This window comes from Rhizobium sp. BK251, assembly GCF_004345245.1.
GTDB lineage: Bacteria > Pseudomonadota > Alphaproteobacteria > Rhizobiales > Rhizobiaceae > Rhizobium.
This window is the reverse complement of the sequence record NZ_SLUQ01000002.1, coordinates 132487-156193: the sequence shown is the minus strand read 5'-3', so window position 1 is coordinate 156193 and position 23707 is coordinate 132487. Positions and strand designations below refer to the sequence as shown.

The 23707-nt window shown below is 61.2% G+C and carries 19 protein-coding genes; 7 read left to right on the top strand and 12 right to left on the bottom strand.

Features of this window, described 5'->3' with window-relative positions:
• Positions 1-58 precede the first annotated feature (58 nt).
• The 7 genes from EV286_RS04685 to EV286_RS04655 are packed head-to-tail and all read right to left on the bottom strand — an operon-like array spanning position 59 to position 5611.
• On the bottom strand, positions 59-3154 hold the full coding sequence (locus EV286_RS04685; protein WP_132955857.1) for a proton-conducting transporter membrane subunit: 3096 nt from the start codon (positions 3152-3154) through the stop codon (positions 59-61).
• On the bottom strand, positions 3148-3516 hold the full coding sequence (locus EV286_RS04680; RefSeq protein WP_207909743.1) for a cation:proton antiporter subunit C: 369 nt from the start codon (positions 3514-3516) through the stop codon (positions 3148-3150). Before EV286_RS04680 ends, EV286_RS04685 begins: the two co-directional genes overlap by 7 nt.
• A 24-nt stretch (positions 3517-3540) precedes the next feature.
• The gene (gene mbhE / locus EV286_RS04675; protein ID WP_132955855.1) at positions 3541-4239 is read right to left on the bottom strand and encodes a hydrogen gas-evolving membrane-bound hydrogenase subunit E; all 699 of its coding nucleotides are present in this window, start codon (positions 4237-4239) and stop codon (positions 3541-3543) included.
• A complete protein-coding gene (mnhG, locus tag EV286_RS04670; RefSeq protein ID WP_132955854.1) occupies positions 4236-4580 on the bottom strand; it encodes a monovalent cation/H(+) antiporter subunit G in 345 nt (114 codons plus the stop codon). Before mnhG ends, mbhE begins: the two co-directional genes overlap by 4 nt.
• Positions 4577-4822, bottom strand: a complete 246-nt coding sequence (locus EV286_RS04665) for a hydrogenase subunit MbhD domain-containing protein (protein WP_132955853.1) — start codon at positions 4820-4822, stop codon at positions 4577-4579. The genes mnhG and EV286_RS04665 overlap by 4 nt, the downstream gene beginning before the upstream one ends.
• A 5-nt stretch (positions 4823-4827) precedes the next feature.
• Complete coding sequence (locus EV286_RS04660; protein ID WP_132955852.1) at positions 4828-5088, bottom strand: monovalent cation/H+ antiporter complex subunit F; 261 nt, start codon at positions 5086-5088, stop codon at positions 4828-4830.
• Entirely contained in the window at positions 5081-5611 is a 531-nt protein-coding gene (locus EV286_RS04655) for a Na+/H+ antiporter subunit E (RefSeq protein WP_132955851.1), read from the bottom strand. The genes EV286_RS04660 and EV286_RS04655 overlap by 8 nt, the downstream gene beginning before the upstream one ends.
• 497 nt (positions 5612-6108) lie before the next feature.
• On the opposite strand from EV286_RS04655, the gene EV286_RS04650 reads away from it, so the two are divergent.
• Positions 6109-7833 (top strand): hypothetical protein, encoded by a 1725-nt coding sequence (locus EV286_RS04650; protein ID WP_132955850.1) that lies wholly within the window; start codon positions 6109-6111, stop codon positions 7831-7833.
• A gap of 34 nt (positions 7834-7867) precedes the next feature.
• Here EV286_RS04650 and EV286_RS04645 read toward each other — a convergent pair whose 3' ends face one another.
• From EV286_RS04645 to EV286_RS04630, 4 genes are all read right to left on the bottom strand, one after another.
• Positions 7868-9703, bottom strand: coding sequence for an SLC13 family permease (locus EV286_RS04645; protein WP_132955849.1), 1836 nt, complete (start codon positions 9701-9703; stop codon positions 7868-7870).
• Positions 9704-9904: 201 nt separating this feature from the next.
• Positions 9905-11116, bottom strand: a complete 1212-nt coding sequence (locus EV286_RS04640; RefSeq protein ID WP_132955848.1) for a M20/M25/M40 family metallo-hydrolase — start codon at positions 11114-11116, stop codon at positions 9905-9907.
• A gap of 45 nt (positions 11117-11161) precedes the next feature.
• Positions 11162-12709 carry an AbgT family transporter gene (locus EV286_RS04635; RefSeq protein WP_132955847.1) on the bottom strand — a complete coding sequence of 516 codons (1548 nt, stop codon included), beginning with the start codon at positions 12707-12709 and terminating at the stop codon, positions 11162-11164.
• 306 nt (positions 12710-13015) lie between these two features.
• Positions 13016-13276: a glycine zipper domain-containing protein gene (locus EV286_RS04630; RefSeq protein ID WP_132955846.1), complete on the bottom strand. Its 261-nt coding sequence runs from the start codon at positions 13274-13276 to the stop codon at positions 13016-13018.
• Positions 13277-13693: 417 nt separating this feature from the next.
• Here EV286_RS04630 and EV286_RS04625 point away from each other — a divergent pair, with 417 nt between their 5' ends.
• Positions 13694-14884 carry a succinylglutamate desuccinylase/aspartoacylase family protein gene (locus tag EV286_RS04625; RefSeq protein WP_132955845.1) on the top strand — a complete coding sequence of 397 codons (1191 nt, stop codon included), beginning with the start codon at positions 13694-13696 and terminating at the stop codon, positions 14882-14884.
• 117 nt (positions 14885-15001) lie between these two features.
• Here EV286_RS04625 and EV286_RS32735 read toward each other — a convergent pair whose 3' ends face one another.
• The gene (locus EV286_RS32735; RefSeq protein WP_132955844.1) at positions 15002-16237 is read right to left on the bottom strand and encodes a M23 family metallopeptidase; all 1236 of its coding nucleotides are present in this window, start codon (positions 16235-16237) and stop codon (positions 15002-15004) included.
• A gap of 306 nt (positions 16238-16543) precedes the next feature.
• Between EV286_RS32735 and EV286_RS04615 the strand changes: the two genes are divergently transcribed.
• The 5 genes from EV286_RS04615 to EV286_RS04595 are packed head-to-tail and all read left to right on the top strand — an operon-like array spanning position 16544 to position 23617.
• Positions 16544-19615, top strand: coding sequence for an AAA family ATPase (locus tag EV286_RS04615; RefSeq protein ID WP_132955843.1), 3072 nt, complete (start codon positions 16544-16546; stop codon positions 19613-19615).
• Complete coding sequence (locus tag EV286_RS04610; protein ID WP_245500609.1) at positions 19599-20828, top strand: YcaO-like family protein; 1230 nt, start codon at positions 19599-19601, stop codon at positions 20826-20828. Before EV286_RS04615 ends, EV286_RS04610 begins: the two co-directional genes overlap by 17 nt.
• A 9-nt stretch (positions 20829-20837) precedes the next feature.
• Positions 20838-21596, top strand: coding sequence for a TfuA-like protein (locus EV286_RS04605; RefSeq protein WP_132955842.1), 759 nt, complete (start codon positions 20838-20840; stop codon positions 21594-21596).
• 44 nt (positions 21597-21640) lie between these two features.
• Complete coding sequence (locus EV286_RS04600; protein ID WP_132955841.1) at positions 21641-22819, top strand: hypothetical protein; 1179 nt, start codon at positions 21641-21643, stop codon at positions 22817-22819.
• Between the two features lie 18 nt (positions 22820-22837).
• Complete coding sequence (locus tag EV286_RS04595; RefSeq protein WP_132955840.1) at positions 22838-23617, top strand: hypothetical protein; 780 nt, start codon at positions 22838-22840, stop codon at positions 23615-23617.
• Positions 23618-23707 lie beyond the last annotated feature (90 nt).

Here is a 23707-nt window from a genome sequence, read left to right as displayed (position 1 = left end):
ACTTTGCACAGTTGAGCCGAGGCAGGCCGCCTTATGGGCAGCAAGGCCTCGCCGCCCCTCAGCCCGCGGTGAATCTCAACGTACCGAGCAAATATATCGCAATCGCATAGTAGAGCACGTGGAGCGCATAGGTCTGGCCGTTGCCGGTGTAGATTCTGCGTACCAGTCCCGCCGCGCCGACGGTCAGATCGCAGACGCCGTCCCAGACGAAGTTGGCAACCGGTGTAACGAGCGGCGCGAAGACGGACCGATAGAAGCGGTAGAAATGCGTTGTACTCACCGGAAGGGAGCGACCCCGCCCGGCTCTGTAGATCAACAGGGACAGCCCGAGCAGAACGGCGGCAGCCGCCACGCTGAAGGCCATGACGGGAATGGGATTCCAGTAGCCATAGATGGTCTCGAGCGACATGCCCTGCCAAACCAGCGTCGAAGCGAAATAGGGGTCGATCGCGGCTGAAACGGGATCCATCACCAGCTTCGGGAAGAAAGACAGCACAAGAATTGCCAGAACCAGGACGAACTGCGAGGCGAGCAACGGCAAAGGCGCCTCCCTCACCTCTTCGTGGCCCGGCCGTCGTGGTCCCATGAAGATCGAATAGGCAAAGCGAAACATGTAGAGGAAGCCGATGAACGTCGCCAGCACGCCAACGATCGCGAGGCCGTACCACCCCCTGTCCGTCATCGCACTCAACAGCAACCACTTGCCGCCAAAGCCGGCGAGCGGCGGCAGGCCGGACATCGAGATCAGAGCAACGACAACGGCCGCAAAGGTAAGCGGCATTTTTCCGGCAAGGCCGCCCGTCTGATCAAACAACCTGGTGCCGGTTCGCAGGATGACGCCGGCCGCAGCGAGAAACAGGATACCCTTCACCATCAGGTGGTTGGCGACGAGATAGAACGCCGTCACCCAGCCGAGGTGGCTCATCAGCGCGATCGCCGTGATGATGTAGCCGATCTGACTCATGCTGGAATAGCCGAGCATGCGTTTGATGTCGCTCTGCTGAAATGCCATCACGGCACCGGCAATCGTCGTCAAGAGCCCTATCCAACCCATCACATGCGCCATCTCGAGCCCGACCTCGGAGCGAATGGCGAGATAGGTGACCATGAAAAGCCCAAAGACCGCGACCTTGCTGATGACGGCGGAGAGCATGGCCGACAGATCGTCGTCGGCCTCGGCATAGGCTCCCGGCAGCCAGACATGAACACCGACGGCGCCGGCCTTGATCAGAAAGCCGATCGCCAGGAACATGAAGGCCGGAGCTGCTTCCGGTCCGGCAGTGACAAATGCCGCGAGCGCAGTCGTGCCGTTGGCGGTGGTGGCAATGCCGAAGCCTGCAAGCAGGCAGAAGGCCGACACCAGCGAAAACAGCAGGAACTGCAGCACATAGGGATGGGCACCGGGCCGCTGCGCGATCAGGAAATAGGAAGAAAGGGTTATCATCTCCCAGTGGAAGAAGAATTCCAGACTGGTGGTAGCGCGCAGCAGGCTGGCAATCGACAGCAAGAGGATCGCCATCATCGGGTAGAAACCGCGGCGAGGATCGGAGCGATAGAAGCTGGCGAAAGCAATGACTAGCCCGCCGGCAAGGAGGAGCACCGCAAACAGCCGACGCAAACCTTCGATATCATGAATGATCCACAGACCGGCAAAGAGCACAGCCAACAGCATCAGCGCGCACTTGATCCGTCCGGGAAGCCAATCCAGGATGCAGAGACCCGCGCCCACGACAAGCGGTGCGGCGAGCAGCGGCGATGCCGCGCCAGCCAGGCTTGCTGCGCCATAGCCGCTCACGAACAGCAGAGCGGCACAGGCGACCACGGGCACAAGCCTACCCGGTGTCGGGCTGATCGTCGTTCTATCAGGCAGCGGGCGCGTTGCATGCTTGAACCAGCTGAACATATAAGCTGCCTCGAGCAACGACCCGACTAGGATGACGGCAATCCAGATGTTCCGCCCGCCCGCCGCGGCCTGCATCACGAGTTCCCATTTCGCAAAGAAGCCGGGAAATGGCGGCAAGCCGGCAATCGCGACCAGGAACACCGCAAGGATGGAAAGCACGAGGGGATTGCCCGCGACATCGGACCAACTGTTGGTCTCACGGCGGCCGACGATCCCGGCGAGCCAGAACAGGCCCGCCTTGGCGAGGAGATGGTTGGTGAAGAGCCCACCGACGACCAATGGCAGCGCCTGCTCGGCGTCGAGCTGGTGCAGCAGGGCAAGCGCGAGCATGAGAAGCCCCATCTGCGCGATCGAGGAGTAACCGAGCATCCGTTGCACGCTGGTCTGCCTCAGCCCGACAAGATTGGAGAAGAGGAAAGTTATCCCGCCCGAAATGGCGAGGATGCTGAGATAATCTTCAAAAAGCGGCAGCAGCTTGAAGAGCGCGAAGAACACACCGGCCGACACCCCGACAGAGACAAGCGCGGCGATCCCGCTCGTTGCCGTCTCATAGACATCGAGCCCCCAGCCGTTTGCCGGGAATGGCTTCAGCTCGGGCACAAGGCAGGAGAGGACAAACAGCAGCGCCGTCACGCCGATGGGGCCGGCGATCAGAACCCGGGTCGTGATTATGTCGTCGATATTGAGCGTGCCGGTCACATGGTAGAGCAGGCCCGCACCAAGCAGGAAGAAGGACGAGGCAAGCACGGTCGCCATGATGTACTTGAAGCTGGCCGCAAGCGCCGCGGGGGTCCGCTCCAACCCGAGGAGCCCGTAAGTGCCGATCGAGACGATCTCCAGGAAAACGAACTGGTTGAACAGATCGCGGGTCATGACCATGCCGTTGATGCCCATTGTCAGGATCAGGTACAGCAGCAGCGCCGGATAGCTCGGGCGCAGACGCTCCCAAAGGTGCCACGCGCCGAGCACCGCGACGACATTGACGCAGACTGAGAAAAAGCCTTCCCAGAGGCCGAAACGCATGTTGATCGAGAACGGCGGCACGCTGCCTGCGGTCAGCACCTCTATGGTCGATCCGTCATGATGGACTTGCCACAGGCAGACGCCTGAAACGACAGTCATTCCCAAAAGGGCGATGATGAATCCTGCGGCCGGCAGCGGCTTGGCGATTTTAGACAGCAAGGGAATGAGAAAGCCGCCGCCGAGGCCAAGCAGAAAAATGTTCAGTGGCTGGAGAAGGCTATCTACCATCTCGACTCCGTCAGCGCGTCGATCGAAAGGGTCTTTCGGGTAGCGTGGAGCCGGATCGCGAAGGACAGCATGATCGCGGTCACCGAAAAGCCGATGACGATGGCGGTCACGACTAGGGCCGCGGGAATTGGATCGACCGCGCGCGTGGCGGCCTCCGTTACGCCGAGCGCCTCATCGATGATCGGCGCGGTGCCGCCCGTAACGTAGCCGGTCGCCACCAGAACAATATGCATGCCGGTATCGATCAGCGAAAAGCCAATGATGATGCGCAGGATGTTACGATGCCGCAGCATGCCCCAAAAGCCGATGAGCACGAGGAGAAATCCTGTCGTGAGAAGTATCTGTGAGATCGGCAGTCCCATGGTGATCCCCTGTCTCCCCGCGGCTCAACTGCGGAAGCGGTCGATGATGACACTCAATTCCGCGCCGACCTTGATGCCGAGCAGGGTTGATATCAGCGGGATGGCCCCAGCGCTGAACAGCGTCCCGAAGTTGCCGCGCGGCAGAATATGGCTGTCGAGAAAGCCGCCGGCGAAGACCATGCCCAGGATGCCGATGGAGACATAGAAGACGCCGGCGAGCGTTTCCGTGATGGTGAGAAAACCATGGTGGATCGGCCCAGTGGGATAGGCGAGCATCAGGAGCATGACGCCCGAAGCAACGACCGCGCCTCCCTGGAAGCCGCCGCCAGCCGAGAGGTGGCCATTCATGATCACATAGATGCCGAAAAGGAAGATAAGCGGAAGCACCACCTCGGCGCCGTTGCGCACCAACTCGCTCGGCCCCTGCCCTTCGTCGCCCATTGCCGAGAGCAAACGCGGTTTTTCACCCGGTTCGCTTGCGAGAAGAACGCCGACGCTCGCCGCCACCATGAAAAGCACCGCGACCTCTCCCAGCGTATCGAAGCCGCGAAACGAGATCAGGATGCCGGTCACGACATTGGGGGCACCGAGGTTGGCCGGAACCTCGATCAGGTAATACGTGGCCAGAGCCGACAAGGTCTGGCGCTCACCATAGCCGCCGACAATCCCGGCAAAGATGACGCCGAACGCCACGACAGCGAGCAGGTTGAACACGCGCCTCATGAGGAGCCCTCTCCGGCAGAGGCGCCATCCTCCTCGCGCAGAGCGTCAACGACGGTTGTCCCAGCCATAGGCGTGCGGATCGCATGGGCGGCGCGTGACAGCGCATGCGAAGACAGCGGATTGGTCATCAGAACGAAGTACGCGACGATGAGCAACTTGAGGGACCAATCCGGGTGATAGATGCCGAGACCGGCAAGAACCAGAATGTTGCCCAGGGTCGAGGCCTTCGTCCCCGCCTGGATACGAGTGAAAACATCCGGCATGCGCAACAGGCCGAGGCCTGCCGAAAACAGGAAAAACGCGCCGACAAGAATGACGATACTGCCGATCAGCTCACTCATCCGTCATGTCCTCCGCTGGTCTTGCGGATCGCGTAGAGGAAGATCAGCGTGGCCAAGCCCGAGCCGATGGCAGCCTCGGCCATGGCGACATCGGGCGCGGCAAGCAAAACATAGGAGGCAGCCGCAAACAGGCTTGCGAGCCCGGCGCTGACCATCGCCGCCATGAGGTTGTTGAGCGTCACGGCAAGGACGCCACTCACCAGAATGCTGCCGCACACCAACAGGATCAGCAATTCCAGCATGATGGTCAGGGCCCCTTTTCCAGAAAGCGAGCAATGGCGAGGACCGCCAGAAAGCTGAGCAACCCATAGACAAGGGCGACGTCGAGATAGACGAACCGGCCGGATATGTGCGCATACAGCGCGATCAAGGCGATCGTCACGACCGTCAGCATGTCGATGGCCACCACGCGATCGATCGCGGTCCGGCCGATGACGAGCCGCAGCACGCCGAAGACGATGCTGAAGAAAATCAGGACGACGGCGATCTGCAGGATGATCTCAGCCAAAAACCGCCCCCAGATGCTTCTCGAACGGCCCAATGATCATCCGGGTCGCCTCCTCCGGATCGGTGGTCTTGACGTCGAGCCAATGGATGAACAGCGCTTCGCCCCTGAGGTCCATGACCAGCGAGCCGGGCGTCAGCGCAATCGAATTTGCCAAGGCCAAGCGGCCGATCGGTGACTTGAGCGGCATCCTGACCTTGACGATGCCGGGGCGAATGTCGATGCGCGGGGCGTAGACATAACCCAGCATGCTGATGTTCGCTTTCACCAGCTCGACCAGGAAGACGCCGGTATAAGCGAGGAAATGGAAGACCTTGCGCGGCGTCAGCCCGATCCGCCAGACGTCGCCGCGGCGCACGAATATCCCAGCCACAGCGAGTGAGGCCAGCGCGCCGGTTGCGATGATCGGCGGTTCGACCGAAGAATTGACCACAAGCCAGACAACAAACAAAAAGCCCCAGAGAACAATCAGACTCTGCGGCAATCCCGCTACGTGTCGTTGCGTTGTTCCGTGGTCTTCTGGCATCGCCCAGGCTTTCGGCAGGTGACGAAGGAATGATAGCGCGCACTCAAGGCAGGCAAGCCTGACTCATGCCCCCGGCCGACCTCATTCCGATGCGGCGCATGAGCCGATCCGGATGGGCACTGATGCATTGTGGCGATACATTAGCATCGCCTGTGTTGAGCTGTGATCGGCACTGAATCCGGAAACTTTGCTTCAGGTCCGATATGTCGCGGCATCATCCCGCTTTTCGACGCCGACGAGCCTTGCGACAGGCGGCACTATTGACCTGTCGTCAAAACGGGGAAATCAATCGCTGTTTGCTTCGCCTGTCTAGGCGCTGTCTGCCTTGCGGCGAAACGGCATTGTGGACAGGATCGGAGCGGGCGCGATCGCAGAGGGAAAGATGGCATGACCAGACCCGCCTCTATTACCCGCCAACCGGAACTTGGATCCGGGAAGACATCAGGCGCAATCGGCCCGCAAAAGTCTGCAAGTGGGGCCAGGCGGATGCAGGGCCCATGAACGAGAAAGCACCGGAAACCGGATCTGTCGTTGCCATCGCTGCCAGCCTTGCCGGTTTCCGGCCTCTCAGTGCCGCCGAGGCCAAGGTTGTGGCGCATCTGCAGCTGGGCGATTTTGACAGGTTGGGTGACGGCTTGCGTCCCGAGCGGGAAGACCCCGAGCGAACCGTGCGCGCCGAACTTCTGCGCCTTCTCATTCTTGGCAGCGACGGCTACCGGTTGCACGAGAAGGGGCTGAGGCTGAGCGGAGCCTGGATAACCGGTATTCTAGACCTGGAGGGGTGCCGGATTCCGCGCGACATCGGTCTCAAGGACTGCCACTTCGAAGCCTCGCCGGTGCTGCGCTCCGCCATCATCGACAATCTGTTCCTGGACGGCTCGGCTTTACCCGGATTGCAGGCCGAACGGCTCGAAGCGCGTGGTTGCCTCTCGCTCCGCAGCGCGAAGGTAAGCGGCGAAATCCGGCTTCCGGGCGCCCGCCTGGGCGGCGGCATCGAGGCGGACGGCGTGTCGATCACCTCGCCCGGCGGCATCGCGCTTGATGCCGACGGATTGGAAACCGGAGGCGGCATTCTATTGCGCGGCGCGGATGTGCGCGGCGGCATCGATCTTTCGGCGGCTCGCCTCACCCGCGACGTCAACGCAGTGGGCGCGCGCATCGAGCGCCCGGGCGAAGTTGCCTTGAACGGCGACGGGATCGTGGCAGGAGGCGACCTCGCCTTGCGAGGGGCGACCATTGTCGGCGAAGTCCGCGTGCTGGGCGCCCGCTTCGGCGGAGACGTCGATTGCACTTCGGCATCGCTCTCGCAGCCAGAGGGCTACGCACTGAGGCTCAACCGCACGACGATAGATGGCGCCTTCTTCCTGCGGCAGAACGCGTCGGTCATCGGTACGCTCGACCTGACGGCCACGACGATGGGGGCGATCGACGACGAACAAGCGAGCTGGCCAAGGAGCGGCGATCTGCTGCTGAACCGTTGCCAATACGGCGCCTTCATCGGCGGGCCGGTCGATGCGGAAAGCCGGCTTGACTGGCTCTCACGGCAAACCCCGGATCGATGGAAGGCGGATTTCTGGCCGCAGCCTTACGAACAGCTTTCCATGGTGCTGCGCGAGATGGGCCACGACGAGGATGCCCGCGCGGTCCTGATTGCCAAGGAACGGCTGCAGCGGCGCGCAAGACGCGCTCGTGCAGGAAATCCGGTGTTGCGCTTCGCCCTGGCGACTATGGACGGCATTCTCGCGATAACCCTTCGCTATGGACGCCAGCCCCTTCTTGCGCTGGTCTGGCTCCTGCTGTTCTGGGCAATCGGCACGGGCGTATTCGCCATAGCCTATCGGACTGGTGCGATGAAACCGAACAGCCCTGTCGTCCTGCGTTCACCTGAATGGACGATGTGCGACCTTGAGCGGACCGAAAGCCGGTTTATGCCGTCGAGCGGACAGGTCCTGACTGGGCGCGCGGACGTCGGACAGAACCAACTCTCGTGCTTCCGCAATCAGCCGGAGGCTTCCGGCTATCCGGAGTTCAGTCCAGTGATGTATTCGTTGGACGTTCTCTTGCCGGTGCTGTCGATCGGGCAGAAGGAGTATTGGCGACCGGACTCGATGAAGCCCAACGGAACATTCACCTTGAAATACTATTTCCTTCAATCAGTCATCGGCTGGGCCCTAAGCCTGCTGGCGGTTGCCGGGTTCTCGGGGCTGGTCAAATCGACATAGCCCGCGTCCTGAGCGCCGAAGTCTATCGGTACCCTTAGAAGCGCCAGATCAGCGGCACGATGAACACAGAGACGACAAAGAACCAGATCAGCAGCGGCAATCCAAGCTTCCAATAGTCGTTGAAAGCGTAGCCACCCGGCCCCATCACCATCAGGTTCGTCGGCGTTGCTATCGGCGTGAGGAACGCGCCGGCAGCCGCCACCGCAGTGCTCATCAGCACCGGACGCGGAGAGACGCCCATGGCAGTCGCCGCCGCCACGCCGATCGGGATGACGATCAGCGCGGTTGCGGTGTTACTGATCAGCTGCCCCATGATCGCCGTCAGGACGAACAACCCGGCGAGCAGCGCGACAGGGCCGGCATCGCCGACAAGGTTCACCAAGTGCTCCGCCATCAGCTTGGCCGCACCCGTCTCCACCATGGCAGTGGAGAGCGGCATCATCGCGCCGACAAGGATCACCGTCGTCCAGCCGACGGCGCGATAGGCCTGCTCGACATCCATGATCCCCGACAGGATGATGGCACCGGCAGCAAGCAAGCCGGCGACCGCCGGCGGCACGATGCCGGTGGCGAGCAGCAGGACCATCGCAATCAGGATGATCACAGCCTGCCGCGCACCGGGGCCCATCGGCACAGCTTGGCGACGAACGAGTTCGGGCGAATTGACGACCAGAACGTTCGGGTCGTTCAGATGAATGTCGAGGGCCTTCCAGGTGCCCTGCAGCAACATGGTGTCGCCAGCCTGCAGCACAATGCCGCCGGCATCCTTGGTTGCCCTTTCGGCTGCAATCTGCGTACCCGCTCGCTGTACCGCCAGGACAATCAGGTCGCCGCTATCGGTGACCATGCCGGGGAAAACGGCTTCGCCGATGAGGCCGGAACGCGGCGGGATGACGACCTCTGCGAGGCCCGAGCTGCGATTGAACAACGTCTCCTCGCCTTGACCATTCGCCTTCTCGTCACGAAAGGCGAGATGCATCTGGGCGGCAAATGCAGCTGCGGTTTCCGCCTCGCCGCGAACCAGGAGATGGTCACCCTCAGCCAATAGCGGTCTGCGGAGCGGCCCCGCTGTTTCGCCCTCCTGAATGGCAACAAGCTGCAGCCCTGGATGCGCGGAGAGATCCATCACGGACGACGATCCGCCGACCAATGGCGAACTTGCGCGCACGCGCATCTGATAGATTCCACTCGCAAGCCCATACTGCTCGACAAGCGTCTTCGCGTGCTGGCTGAAATCGGCAGGCATGGTTGCGCCATTGCGTTCGGGCAGAAGCTGCTTTCCGAACAGCACGATGATCGCCATGGTCCCCAGGAGGAGCGGGATACCCACAAGCGCGAACTCGAAGAAGCCAAAACCACCGACGCCCGCATCGATGCCTGCTTCCGACACCAGCACGTTTACGGGCGTTCCAGTCAGCGCGAGCATGGAGCCGGCGTGCGCGGAAAAGACGAGTGGCATCAGAAGCTGCGAAGAATTCCGCTTGAGGCGAACGGCGATGACGACCACGACGGGCAGAAGCGCTGCAACGGCGCCGTTGACGCTGATCAGCGCAGTCAGGAGCGAGACAAGCGCCATCGTCAGGACGAGAAGGCGCGTGCGGCTCTCTTGGCCAGCGCCGCGGATCAGCAGTTGCCCGGCCCAGGCTGTAACGCCGGTGACCTCGAGCCCCGAGCTGACGACGAAGAGCGACGCGATAAAGATGACGGCAGGATCACCGAAGCCGCCAAGCGCCTGGCCAAGCGTGAGGACGCCGCTCGCCCACAGCCCCAATGCGGTCAGCATGGCCACGAAGACGACGGGCAATTTGTTCCAGACGAACAGAACGACGGCAACGACGATGATGGTGGCTGTGTACGCTATCGGACTCAATCGATCTGCTCCTCATTTGGCCCATCCGGACCGTCCAAACCACACAGCCGCGCTGACCACGCAACGTCGCCTTACCCCACGCTTCCGGTGAACTCGCCTCGATCCATCACGCGGCTCCGCAAAGGGCGCGCTGAACGCGGGCGGGTCGGAGATGGATCGCAGGGACGCCCTCGCCCACAGACGGGTGGTCTCGCCAAGCCGCTAGTCATCCATGGTCGCCATGAGGATGCCCAAGCGGCAACCCTTCTCGTACTCCTTGAGATTCACATATTCCTTGATGGTATGAATTTCGGCCTGGCCTGCGCCGATGGTGATGGTGGGCACGCCATGCTTATCGAGCCAATTGGCGTCCAGGCCACCATTGGAGAAGATGTAGACAGGCTCGATACCGAGGATCCCCAGCGCCTTGGTGGCGCGCTTCACGACCGGCGTGTCCTTGCCCAGTTCGAACGGCGGATAAGACGCGACGTGGCTGAATTTCACCTCGGCCTTGTCGCCCTCGTCGGTCGTCACCTCGCTTTGCGCTTTGGCGAAGGCTTCCTTGTAGCCGTTGGCGATTTTCGTCGCGAAAGCCGCCTCGGGGCTGCGCGCCTCGCCTTTGAGATAGGCGTAGTCAGTGACGACATTGGTGGCGTCACCGGCCGGCGTGTTGTCCTTGCCGCCGAAGATGCCGACATTGCTGGTACCCCGGCCGTCCGGTTTCACCACTTTGCCGAACCAGCCATTGCGTCGCGCTTCGGCCAGGCCCATGGCGCCGACCATGGTCGCAGAGATGCCCTTCTCCGGCGCAACGCCTGCATGAGACGCCCTGCCCGTGATCGCGACTTCCCAATTTTCCTGCCCGACTGCGCCGACGATCAGGTCCGCAGCCAGTTGGCCATCGACATTGATGCACATCACCGGACCCTTGAGCTCAGCGGGATTGAGTTCCCGTGCGCCATGCAGCCCGCTCTCTTCGCGCACCGTAAACAGCAGCGTGATCGGCGGGTGCGGCAGCTTGTGCTTGATCAGTGTCTCGGCGACAACCACAAGAAGGGCGACGCCGGTGCGAGCATCGCCGCCAAGCGCGGTCGTACCATCCGAGACGATACGGTCGCCCTCTCGTCGCGGCTTGGCGCCGGCGCACAGTGGCACGGTATCGAGGTGCGTCGAAAAGAGCAGGCGTGGTCCGGGCCGCGTTCCCGGGATATCCACGATCAGATTGCCCGTTTCCGTCGGCAGCGGAATGCGTTTGTTGACGTCGTCAAACCGAATGGCAGACTCCGGCACGCCGATTTTCTTCAGCGCGTCGCAAACGGCAAGGCCGATGTTCTTCTCCTGTCCGGTAACGCCCTCCACCGAGAGGAACCGTATTAGATGTTCTTCCGCCGCGGCGACGTCGAGAGGAATAGAGGTGTTGCTCATGATATCCATCCGATTATCTGCGTGTTGAACCGTTCAGACCAGTCGTGGCGACCCTCAGAGACCCCACGGCAGGCCGAGAGCCTTCCAGACAGCGAAGAGACCCGTCCACAGCACGAAGATCAGCACGACATAGGGAAGCATCAGAGAAACGATCGTGCCGACACCCGCTGACCTGTCGTATTTCTGGGCGAAGCCGACGACGAGCGCGAAGTAGGCGTTGAGCGGGGTGATGGCATTCATCGGCGAGTCGCCGACGCGATATGCGGCCAGGACCGCTTCCGGCTCCACGCCAAGTTTCATCAGGAGCGGCACGAAGACGGGCGCGAAGATCGCCCATTTCGCGATCGCGCCGGTCAGCAGCAAGTCGATGATCGCCACGACAACGATGAAGCCGATCAGCAGCGGCAGAGCGCCGATATTGGCAGCCTGCAGCACGCCCGAAAGGCTAAGCGCCATGACCGTACCGATATTGGTATAGGTGAAATAGGCCACGAACTGGCTGAGAACGAAGAACAGGAAGATGGTTCCGCCCATGTTCTTGATGGACTTTTCGATCGCTGCGATCACCTCCGCAAGCGTCTTCAGCGTGCCAGCGCCGACGCCGTAGGCCCAACCGGTCACCAGGAAGATCAGCATGATGAGCGCGATCAGGCCGTTCATGAAGGGCGAATTGCCGATCAGCTCGCCAGTGGTCGGATTGCGAAGCGGCGCACCGCTTGGGACGGTCAAGAGCAGGAAGACCACGAGAAGACCGATGAGCCCGTAGAGGGCGTACCGCAACCCACGCGACTCCCGATCGGAGAGTGTCGCCCCCTGCCCCTGGACATCGCCTTCGGCCGCTGCAGGATTATACTCTCCCAGGCGCGGCGCGATCATGCGATCGGTGATGAAGGCGATCACGACCGTCAGGAACAGCACTGAGGCGATGGAAAACCAGACGTTCGACGCCAGGCCGATCGACCGTCCAGGATCGACGAGATGCGCCGCGTCATTGGTGAACTCGACAAGCACGGCATCGAGCGGCTTGATCAGCATGTTGACTGTGAAGGCAGCCGCCACTGCAGCGAAGCCAAGTGCAAGACCCGCGAGCGGATGCCGCCCGACGGCCAGATAGGCGACGCCGGCAAGAGGTATCAGCACAAGATAACCGGCGTCAGCCGCGATGCTTGCAATGATGCCGACGAAAGCCAGGATGTAGGTCAGCGCCCAGCGCGGCGAGACGATAACGAGCTTGTGGATCAGCGCCGTAACCAGTCCGGATTCCTCGGCGACGCCCGCGCCGATCATCGCCGCGATCATCAGACCCACGGCGGTAAAGCTCATGAAATTGGGAATGAGCGACGAATACAGGAACCGGATGCCCTCGATGTTGAGCAAACTGCGGATTTCGGTCGACGCCTGTTCGATCTCGTGCGTATCCGGGTTGATCCGCTCGTAGCTGACGGCCGCTCCGAAAGCGCCGAGCACGGCCGACAGAACGATGACAATGCCGATGAGGATCAGGAAGATGACCACAGGATGGGGAACCATGTTTCCCACTTTCTCGACGCCGTCGAGAAATCTCTGCATCGTGGTCTTTGGTGCGGCAGTGGCAGTGGCCATGTCTTGCCTCCGTTAAGTCAAAGAATGCGCCCGAGAAGGACGCTGGAATTGACGTTCGGGTGGATGCGCTTTCCAGACGGTGGCCGGACACCGAATTGACATCACCCCTGGTGCGCTGTCGGCCTGACGTCTTCTCCGGCCAACCCGGACCCGGAGACTATCATTCAACACCAATCGCTTTTCAGAGGAGCGGACGAAAGGAGCAGCGAAGAGAAAATCCGCGTCACACAACCCACCTGAACGGCCATAGGCGCATTGGGCGCTGGCGCGGAACACATCAATCGTGATTGCGTGTAGCGCTCCGGTTCAGCTTGGGCAGGGCGCAACATATTGACGACCGGTATTGCGATCCCGGAACTGGCATTGGCCTGGCTGGCCTACCACATGGCCGATCATGGCTCCGCCCGCGCCGCCGATTGCAGCGCCAACCGCTGCACCGCGGACATCGTTCCTGATGGCACCGCCAACGACAGCACCCGTTGCAGCACCCATGCCGGCACCCTGTTGAGTCGGCGAACAACCGGAAAGCGCGAGACCTGCCAAGAAGCACAGCACTAACTGCTTCATCACTCTCCCCCTATGTGAAGCTCAACGGTCCTGAAGGCCGCAGGAGAAGCCACACGCACCATCTCCTAAGTATTATGTCGCTCAACACTGCCTGTGATCGGCATAGAATCCCAAAACCACGCTCTGAGTTCAAATCTCCTCACTCAAGCGCAGCCAGCAAAGCCCGGATACTGCAGGAAATTGTGCGCAAGAGAGGCAATCTCGTATTCCGCCCCGCATGACCGAATCCCGGATTGTGTGTCTCCGGACCTTGCCGAACGACACAGCAAGATTGCAGCCCCCAACATGAACCCGCGGAAATCTTGCAACCTTGCGAGGTTAGGAACATGTTGTGGCGCAAGATGCGGCGAATTTATTGTGACTGATGTGCATTCCGTTGTTCCAACGCAGTTTTCAAATCACAAAGGGCCCCCAATCATGCCGGACAAACCCAAGCAAGGTCTCGATCGCCGCGACTTCATGATCGCATCCATCGCCACAATGGGCGCTTCAACTGTCCTCGCCGCCAACGCTGGCCCTGCGAAGGCCCAGGGGACCGCAGCATCCTCCGGAGCCACGTCGGGAACGGTCTATACCGGCGATGTCGTCGACGGGAAGAAAGTCGTGAGCGCGCTCGACGTCAACGACCTGGAGCCCGGCAAGAAGCACTTCCTGTATTTTCAGGGGGTCGAAATGCCAACCGGCCAACACTGGCTTGTGTCGGTGACCGTCGCCAAGGGAGCAAATCCGGGCAAGCGCGGCGTGCTAACCAGTGGCGTGCATGGCGACGAGATGAGTTCCATTCACACCGTCCATACCGTGATGAACCAGCTCGATCCCGCGCAGATGTCGGGCAGCGTGACGGCGGTGACGGACATTTCTCGCCCGGCCCTTGAGAGCATGCAGCGCCGATGGCCCAATTCGGGCAGGGGCATCGACCTGATCGACATGAACCGGGAATGGCCCGGTAACGAGAATGGCTTCACTGCGCCCAGCCGACACGCCGGGCTGGTGTTCAACCGGCTGCTCAAGCCAAACGCCGACTTCGCGATCGACTTCCACACCGGAACGACAGGTTTCGAGGTCACTGCATTCAATATTGCCGAGATGGACATACCCGAAATCAAGGCCATGGTGGACCTCTATCCCGTGGGCCAGATCTTCGATAACCCCACCTATCCCAGTGTCCTCCACAACGCGTTCAACGCCGCGGGCATCCCCTCCTTCTGCCCGGAGATCGGGGCTGCCCGCCACCTGGACCTCGAGATGATCTCGCTGTTCGTGGAAGGCACGATGAACGTCCTCAAGCATCACGGCATCCTGGCCGGGCCTGTTGGGCGCACGGGCAAGGACGTGACCGTCTTTGTCGGCAACAGTTCGTTCCCGATCCTGGCCACCGCGGGTGGGATCGTCGAGCATCTGGTCAAGCTCAACGACAAGGTCGAACCCGGGCAGAAGGTTGCGGTCCAGCGCAACAGCTTCGGCGAGGTGGTTGCGGAGTACACGAGCGGCGTGGCCGGAGAGATAACCGGCCAGCGCAGCGATGTGTTGTCGGAGCCCGGCAACCCCTTGGTATTCATCCTTTTCCACCAGGCGGCGCCAGAGGCTAATGAGACTTATCCCGAATAACCCAACCGCATGGGCGATCTGACAGAAACCGTCTTTCGGTCGTCGAGATTGCCTAAAGCCTGTCGCTGAAACTTGCCGCCGTGCCATTCCCTGATCATTGGCGTGGCGGCAACCCGTTCACTCGAAGTCGACGACCTCGTTGTTCAGTGGCAGCTGCGCGGCGTGGTCGCCGACGAGCCGGGCGTCGATGACGGCCTGCTTGCCGTCCTGGATTGCATCGTCGGAGCCCGGCGCAAGCACACCGCGGCTGGAAAAACGCGTGAAGGCAAAGGGCAGTCCATTTGCATCCAGCGGCATCGGCCCGTCCATTACGTGAAAATGCAGGTGCGGCGCCGTGGAATTGCCGGTGTTGCCGAGAAGACCGATCACCTGCCCTGCCTTCACGCGGTCGCCGAGTTTCACTTTCAGGCTCCCTTTCTGCATATGCGCATAGAAGGTGAAGACACCGCCGCCGATGTCGATGACCAGCATGTTGCCGCCGATGTTTTCGAGATTGATGCCCTTGGCATTCGCGCCCGGCACTTGCTCACCCGCCTCATCATAGAGATTGACGACGGTGCCATCGGCAGCGGCATGGATCGGCGTTCCGTAGTAGGCGTAGCTTGAGAGTTGCGAGACATCGCCGGTAAAGAGCCGTCCCTGGTCATCCAGTTTCACCCAGTCGATGGCAAAGCGTTCCGGCACGCGCAGCTGACCATTGAAGGCCATCACGGCGCCGCGATGGGAGGTGATGCTGTCACAACATCCGTTGACCGCGACCCAGCCCTGCCCCTCGAGCGGAGGCTCGAGGACGACGGCAGGTCGGCCGACTGCCGTCGAGGCGCCGGTGAAAGTGAATGTCGAGGGAATCGGGCTGTCCTTCGGCATCGGCACTGGCTTGCCGTCCTCGCCGGCACTCTGGCGAGTGGCCGTGACGCGCGCCGAAACCTGGGACGGCACCTTTTCGCCTTCGCTGAGGCTCACATCCATCAGGACCGCCACGCTGCCCCCTGGCGACAGCAGGCGACCAGTGCCACCGAATGCAATGGTCAACGCCGCCAAGCCATCACCGTCGACCGTCCAAAGGCCGCGTCCCTCACTGTCGAGTGCCTCTACCTTGTCCAGTGTCACGAACAGCTTGCTCGGATTGACGACCATAAGCTCGTAGGCAAGGTGCGTGCGCCCGTCTGCGCCAATGACCGGATTGGGTTCGCTGATAGGCCTGAGCGCAATCGAACTATAAACGTCGTCCGTCTTCAGGGCTTCGCCCAGCGCCATTGGCGCAGCAAGAAGCGCCGCCCAAGCGGCAAGCATCGGCAACATGCGCATGACCCACCTCGGCAACTTCATGCCGCCGGCGCGGCGGCCCGTCATGATAGCCCGCTGAGTTCACCGCATGTCAAGGGACCGACGCCCCACCCTCTCCTGCGGAGCTTCGTAAGCCCGTGCGCCGCCTTGCAGAATTCCGAGCGGCATGGAGCAAATTCCAGCGGCAGTGTACCGGCATGAATACTTCCCGTCTTATTCTTCCATTGCGTAAATTAGACTTTCAAAGGATTGGTTTTTGAACGATAGTTGTCTGCCGCGCAGGAGTGCGTCCAGCCGGCAAATACTTCCCCATCGTTCAGGGGCATTTCGGAAAAGAGAAGGATCCAGAAACCGCAAGGCAAGGGGTTGCGTATGCCGGGCGAAGATTGGGTCAATAAGCCAAGGCAATCGAAGAGGCGGCCGCGGGGGAGCGGGCGCTCGTCAACGCTTGCCGGCGAACGGCAGATCGTGACCGCGCTTTGCTACGATCTCGTTGGATCGACCAATCTCTTCCACAGCCTCGACATTGAAGACTACCAGGAATTGATCGACACATTCCAGCAGGCGGCCAAGCAATCGGTCTCCATGCACTCCGGTCTCATGCGGGTCGAGGCCGGCGATGGCGGCGTGGCACTGTTTCCGGTCGAGCTCGGTGCGCGGGACGCCGCCACGCTGGCCATCCAGGCCGGCTTCGCCATCATCGAAGCCTGCAAACGCATCGGCCAGGAGACCCGGCACGACCTTCATGTCCGCATCGGAATCGCCACCTCCGTCGCGCTTGTCCAGGAGCGATCCGAAAAGGACGCGTCCTCCGAACCCGTCGCCGGAGCCGCGCTCGCCATGGCAACCCGGCTCGAAGCGGTCGCCGCTCCGGACAGCATCCTCGTCTCCCAGCAAACACGCAACCTGGCGGGCAGATCGCACGCCTTCGCGTTCGAGGGCGTCAGGACGCTCAAAGGTTTTGCCGAGCCAGAAAGGGTCTGGCGTGCGCTCGGGCATCGAAAGAAGGTCGGCCGGTTCTATGCCTTTGGCAGGCTCGGCGGGCCATTCATCGGCCGCAGGCACGAACTGGAGACGATAGCCGATGTCTGGAAGGATACCCTTTCTGGCCGCGGTCAGGTGCTGGCGATCGAAGGCGATGCTGGGATTGGAAAATCGCGCCTGCTGCGCGAGATCCGCAGGATGACGCGTGAGAGCTGCGCCGGATCCTTCCTCTTCCAATGTCTGCCGGGCAGCTCCCGTTCAACGCTTCATCCGATGGTGAACGGATTTCCCGGCGTGCTGCAGGCTGGCAAGCAGCTGCCGCTGACTGCCTCGACCGTGACAAGCACATTTCGGCGCCACGGCATCGTTGACGAGGAAATAATCGAGATATTCGCTTATCTGCTGGGCGCGACCGGCAGGAACGAGAACCTGTCGCGCAGCGATCCCAAGACAATAAAGGAAAAAGCCTACCTCGCCCTCTCCCGCATACTCGAGACCGTCTGCAAGCGCGGACCTGTCGTACTTGCCGTCGAAGACATACACTGGATCGATCCGACGTCGCGAGACCTGCTGGCCGAGACCGCGCGGGTCGTGCGCCGGTTGCCGGTTCTCCTCGTGGTGACGACCCGCCGCGGCGTCCCCACTGAGTGGCTCGAGGATGCCGCTCCCACAAGGATGGCGCTGCAGCCCCTCGATCAGGAAGAGACGAAACTCGCGATAGAGGCGAAATGGCCGGAGCATCGCAGAGCCGTGCTTCCCGATTTCCTCGAAGCGAGCGAGCGGGTGTCGGGTGGCGTGCCGCTCTTCATCGAGGAGATCTGCCAATGGGCTGCGGAAAACGCCGGCGCTGACGCGATGAGTGTTTCCTCGACGGTGCCGCGCACGCATGTATCCGCATTCGAGGGCATTCTCGATGCGCGTCTCGCCCAGCTCGGACCGATCCGCGAGGTGGCGCGCGCTGCATCGATTGCCGGCTCTCGCTTCACGCTGCCGCTGCTGCGCGAACTGCTCCCGGATCTCAGCAGGAAATTCCTCGTCAATGCTGCCGAGACCCTTTGCGAAACCGGGTTTCTGACGCGACTCAGGGCCTCGGGGCCTCCTGCGTATGGCTTCCGCCACGCCCTGATACAGGAAACGATCTACAATGCGCTCCTGAGAAAGCAGCGCCAGTTGCTGCATCGAAGGCTATTCAACGCGGTCAGTGCCAAGCGCGAGATCGCACGCTGGATCGACACCGGTGTGCTTGCCGAGCATGCGGAGCGTTGCGGGCAGGTCGAAAATGCGGTCCACTTGCTGATGCAGGCGCAGGAAGAGAGTGCCGGCCGCTCCGCAATGATAGAAGCGCGTCATCACGTGGAGCACGCCTTGGCGCTTTGCGATTCCATGCAAGAGGGCACGACCGCGGACGTTCTTCGGCTTTCGGCGATCAGTGCGCTTGGCCCGATCCTGACCGGAACGGTCGGGCTCAACTCGCCGGCAGCGCGACAACTCTACGAGGAGGGCATGGCAATCGCCCGCCGCCAGCCTCGCGAGGACCAGCCAAGGTGGTTCCCCATATACTGGGGTTGGTGGCTGACCGGGGAAGATTTCCTCGTCATGCACGACCGCGCCTTGCAGGTGCAGGCGATTTTGGCCGAAGTGGACGATCCCGAAATTCAGTTGCAGGTCAACCATTGCATCTGGGCGATCGATTTCGACCTCGGCTGGCACAAGGAGACGCAGGCAGCGATAGTCTCGGGACTGGCCCTCTATGACGAGCAATCCGCGAAGACGGCCAGGACGCTTTACGGCGGCCACGACGCCAAGGTCTGCGGCCTGGGACAGTTTGCACTCTCGCTCTGGATGACCGGGCAGACAAAGGCATCCGACGAGGCTCTCGCCGAAATGATCGCCTTCGTTGATCGGATAGCGCATATTCCGAGCAAGGCTCATTCGCTCGATACCGAGGCCGTGTCGGCGTTCTACCGGGACGACTACGTGCAGCTCGCGGAGGTTTCCGCAAGGATGATGGAGTTCTCGCGAAAATATGAGATGCAATCGCTGGCGGGCCTTTCGCTACTGTTTGGCGGCTGGGCGACTGCCCATCGGGGAAATCTCGGCCGCGGCCACGACATGTTTCGCGAGGGCCTGTCACTGCTGAGGCGACTTGGCGCTGTCGCGGACCTTCCCCTCTATCTTTGCATGCAGGCGACTATATTAGGGCTCGAAGGCAGCCACAGCGTCGCGGTCCAGGTCGCGACCGATGCCATCTCGGAAGCAAAGCAGACCGGACATGCCTACTGGCTTGCCGAGCTTTATCGATGCCGGGCGGTGCTTCGCGCCAAAGGCAATGCCCCGAGAGACTTGGTCGTGGCGGACTTTCAAGAAGCGATAACAATTGCAAGGGGTCAGGGTGCAACGGCTTTGCTTGAACGCGCGGTGCATTCGATCGAGGAGCTGAAGGTTGCCATCAAGATCTGAGATCATTGGCGACAATGGTGGCAGCAGCGACGGCGGCGCCTCGGATTTTCGTGCTTCGATCATGTCGCAGCTTCATGCCGAATTTCCGTCGCGCGCCGGGAATGCGGATCTTGAGCAGTTCTATCGCCGTCTCCTCCCGCTCAGCCGTCGTGCCTGCATCACGCGGATCGGCGACATCACGGGGCTCGACCGCCTCGGTCTTCCGGTTGTCCAGACAGTTCGTCCTGCCGCCCAATCCGAGGTGACATCGCTTGGTCGTGGCTTCTCTATTGCCGAAGCGGCGATAGGCGCGATCATGGAATCGCTCGAGCGCTTCTATTCGGAGTCGATATCGCCGGACCGCGTCTATCTTGCCGCGGCCAAGGATCTCGGCATCGAAGACGGTCTATTCGATAACCTGCTGGCCGCCGGCCAGACGGATAGCTGGCGAGGAAAGGCGACCGCCTGGATCAACGGAATCGACATGGCTACGGGGGCAGTCCAACCCGTGCCGCTGGAACTGGTCCATACATCTTATACCGATCCGCCACCGAGCCACGACGGCATCTTTCTCCGCACCACCACCGGTCTTGCCTGTCACGCGAACGGCTACGAAGCATTCCTTCATGGACTGTTCGAGTGCATCGAACGTGACGCGATTGCGCGCGCCTTCGCGACCCATGGCTTCTTTGATCGGGCCAGGCTTGATGAAGCAAGTCTGGGCGGGAAGGTAAGCGAGCTCTTGTCGCTGGCTGGGCAGCACGGCATCGTCTTTGGTTTGTGGCACGCACCCTCGCCCGCCGGCGTTCCGGTAGTCTGGTGCCAGTCGATCGAAACCGGCCGTGGCGAGCCGATCCTCGCATTGCCGACCGAGGGCTATTCCGCAGGCACGAACATCGAGGCCGCAGCTGTGAATGCCATGCTGGAGGCGCTCGCGGCGCGTGCCGGCGCGATCTCTGGTGCGCGCGACGACCAAACGATTGGGCACTACCGCAGAAGCACCGATGCCATCGTTAGCGATGCCGTTCGGCTGATCGTCAGCAATGGCCCGAAGCTGCGACCCGGCGACAAGAATTCCCAGCCGATTTCCAGCCTGAGTGCCCTGATCGACAGCGTCCTGTCTGCTGGATTAGGCCCCGTGATCGCCGTCCCCGTCGCCTTCGACATGGCAACGGGCGTTTGCTGCGTCAGGACCATCCTGCCCGGCGCATGGCCACTGACCGTAATCCGTTGAGGGTTTCACATGACCGCATCGAGCGATAGCCGTCCGATCCTGGCCTTCATCGGCCCGACGCTGCGGCTGGCTGAGGCCGAGGCAGCCCTCGACGCCATCTACCTGCATCCCGTCTCGCAGGGCGACATCATTCTCGCAGCCCACGCATTCCGCCCGCGCGCAATGGTGTTGATCGACGGACAATTCGAGGAGAGGCCGTCCGTCAGGCACAAGGAGATACTCTGGGCGATGGCCCAGGGTATCACGATGATCGGTGCAGCCAGCATGGGCGCGCTGCGGGCCGCCGAATTGGATAGTTTCGGAATGATCGGCATCGGCCTCATCTATCGTTGGTATCGACGCTTCGCGCTCACGCCGGACGATGCTGTCGCTGTCCATTCGGGCCCCGCTGAGCTCGGCTTCCTGCCCTTGACGGATGCGCTGGTAGACCTTCAGCGCTCATTGGCAAAATTGCAGCGGAGGGGCCTGATTTCCGTCGGCGAGCGGCGTCTCCTTGCCGAGGCGGCACATGTGGCCAACTTTCGCGATCGCACCATGGAAGCCGTTCTAACGGGTGCCGGACTGCCGGAGACCAGAATAGAGGCGCTACGACGTGAGGTGGTAAGGCAGAAGAAGGCCGACGCACTGGAGGCGCTACTCCTCGCCCCGGGCATTGCTGCCCGGAATGCCGGAATTCAAGGCAAGGAATCCTGGATTGCAACGAACACTTTCATGCGCGATCTGGAGGCATCGGGGATTGACATTAAATTAGTATTTTCTTATAAATAAAACCTATTGGTGTCTTCTTTAGACGCGAGGGGCGGTTTCTTGCGATGCGTCCGTTTGAGAACACCGTACTTGATACTGGCGACTCGCGCATAGGCACGCGCTTCTGGATATTCCCCCAGCCTCCCTTCATTCCTGGCTACGAGCAGCCTGACCGCGTTTGGCTTTCGATCCCGCCCGACGAGATCGGAGAGGGCCCAAGCGACAGGCTGATGTACGTCGTCGACCCGCTGATCAACAAGGAGCCGTACGGGCTCACGCAGCTCCCTCCCTTCGAGGGCACGATTCATCCACCCGCGCGATCAGGACCGGACGGCAACTTCGACAATCTGGACCCGACTTCGCGCGCATTCCTCGGCGCCCACGCCTATGCCTGCGTGCATTTCACTCTCGACGTATGGCAAAACTATCTCGGCCATCCGATCCGGTGGTTCTTCAGCGAGGTCTATCCGCGGCTCGAGATCATTCCTTTCGTGGACTGGGACAATGCGCAGGCCGGCTACGGCTTCTTGGAGCTCGGAGCTTGCGAGGTCGGCAAGGTATTGTGGCCCTATGCGCTGAACTTCGATTGCATCGCCCATGAAGTCGGGCATCTCATCAGCTTCTCGGAAATCGGCTTCCCTGTGAATGCCGCGGCGGATGCAGACTACTTCCCCTACTCCGAAGCGTTTGCCGACAGCATATCGCTGGTCTCGATGCTTCACTTCGAATCCGCGATCGATCGCCTCCTGCGGCGCACCAGGGGCGATCTGCTGCTACAGAACGAACTCAATCGTTTTGCCGAAAAAAGCCCGGAGACCCAGATCCGCCTTGCCAGCAATACACGGCGGATGTCGGAGGTCAGCCGCGAACCGCACGACAGGTCGCTCCCATTTCTTGGCGCGATCTTCGACAGCCTCGTCGAGCTCTACCACGGTGCGCTTGTTGCGAGCGGCTGTGCCAGTCCGCGGCTGCTGCAGGTCGATATCCGCGATCTCGAGCTCGATGAGTTCGACAAACTGCGGGCGGAAATTGCGGATGCGTTCCGGCTCAAGCCTGGCTACTTCAACATCGCCCTCGCCACGGCGCGTGACCAAATCGGCCAGGCGCTTGCCAATTCGCTCAAGCGGATTGACCCGGACACCCTGCGCCTTGAGCAAGCTGCCGCTGCCATTATCGCCGCCGCGGACGCGAAGGCCGCAGCTCAGCTGGAAGAGAATTTTGCATGGCGTGAGATCATCAGATGAAACGCGAGGGAGAGGACAATGAGCGACTGTTGCGCGAATCCGAAAGTGGGCAAAAGCCTCGAGAAGTGCAAGGAACCAGCTTCGCCGAAATGTGCAGACCTTGAATACGACTGCGCATACAACCCCACGGAAGTGAGGCTGTATGGTCGTCCTGTGGAGCCAGAAGCAAAGGAGTGCTTCACATTTGAAGATATCGAAGCCAGAAAGGAAATTATCGAAGGCAACGAAGACTTTCAGAACAACTTCGGCGCTAACAAGGAGGCATTTTGGAGGACTATTCAGTCTATTTACGGGGTCGGCCTCGCCAATACCGAATCAGATAAAGAATGCGGCTGCAGTGATAGCGACTCATGCAAGGAAGACTGCTGCGAGGACGATTGCAAAGGACACCACAAATCTGGAAAAATCAGAGTGTCCATTGAGAGATGTGGGAAAACCATCTCTCTTCCAATAACGTTTGGTGATAGATACAAACAGAAAAGGATGAGGAGCATCGGAATTATCTATGGCTACGCTTACGAGGGACATTGCTACAAGCTTCCCAAGCCTAAGATCATGATTCTTCCGACATGCCCCAGATGTATTGTCCATGGCGATTGTGGCTGCGATTGTGGCTACGACCCCGCGCTGGGTTACGCAGTGTGGGAAATTGACAAATTGCAGCGTGTCGTGGCCCTTGATGTGCGTGCCGACGACCTCAAGACACTGGTCTTGGACGAGAACATGCCGGGCAATCGCTCGCCGCTGGCCTATTCCCAGCATATGGTGACGGCGCCACAGCGGCCACGCGAATATTGAACTATTGGCGGATCGTCAGTCGCGAACGGCCTGCGGATGGGCAGACCGCGGGCTTCGATGCTAGGGTTACGTGCCCAGGTGGCATAGCCC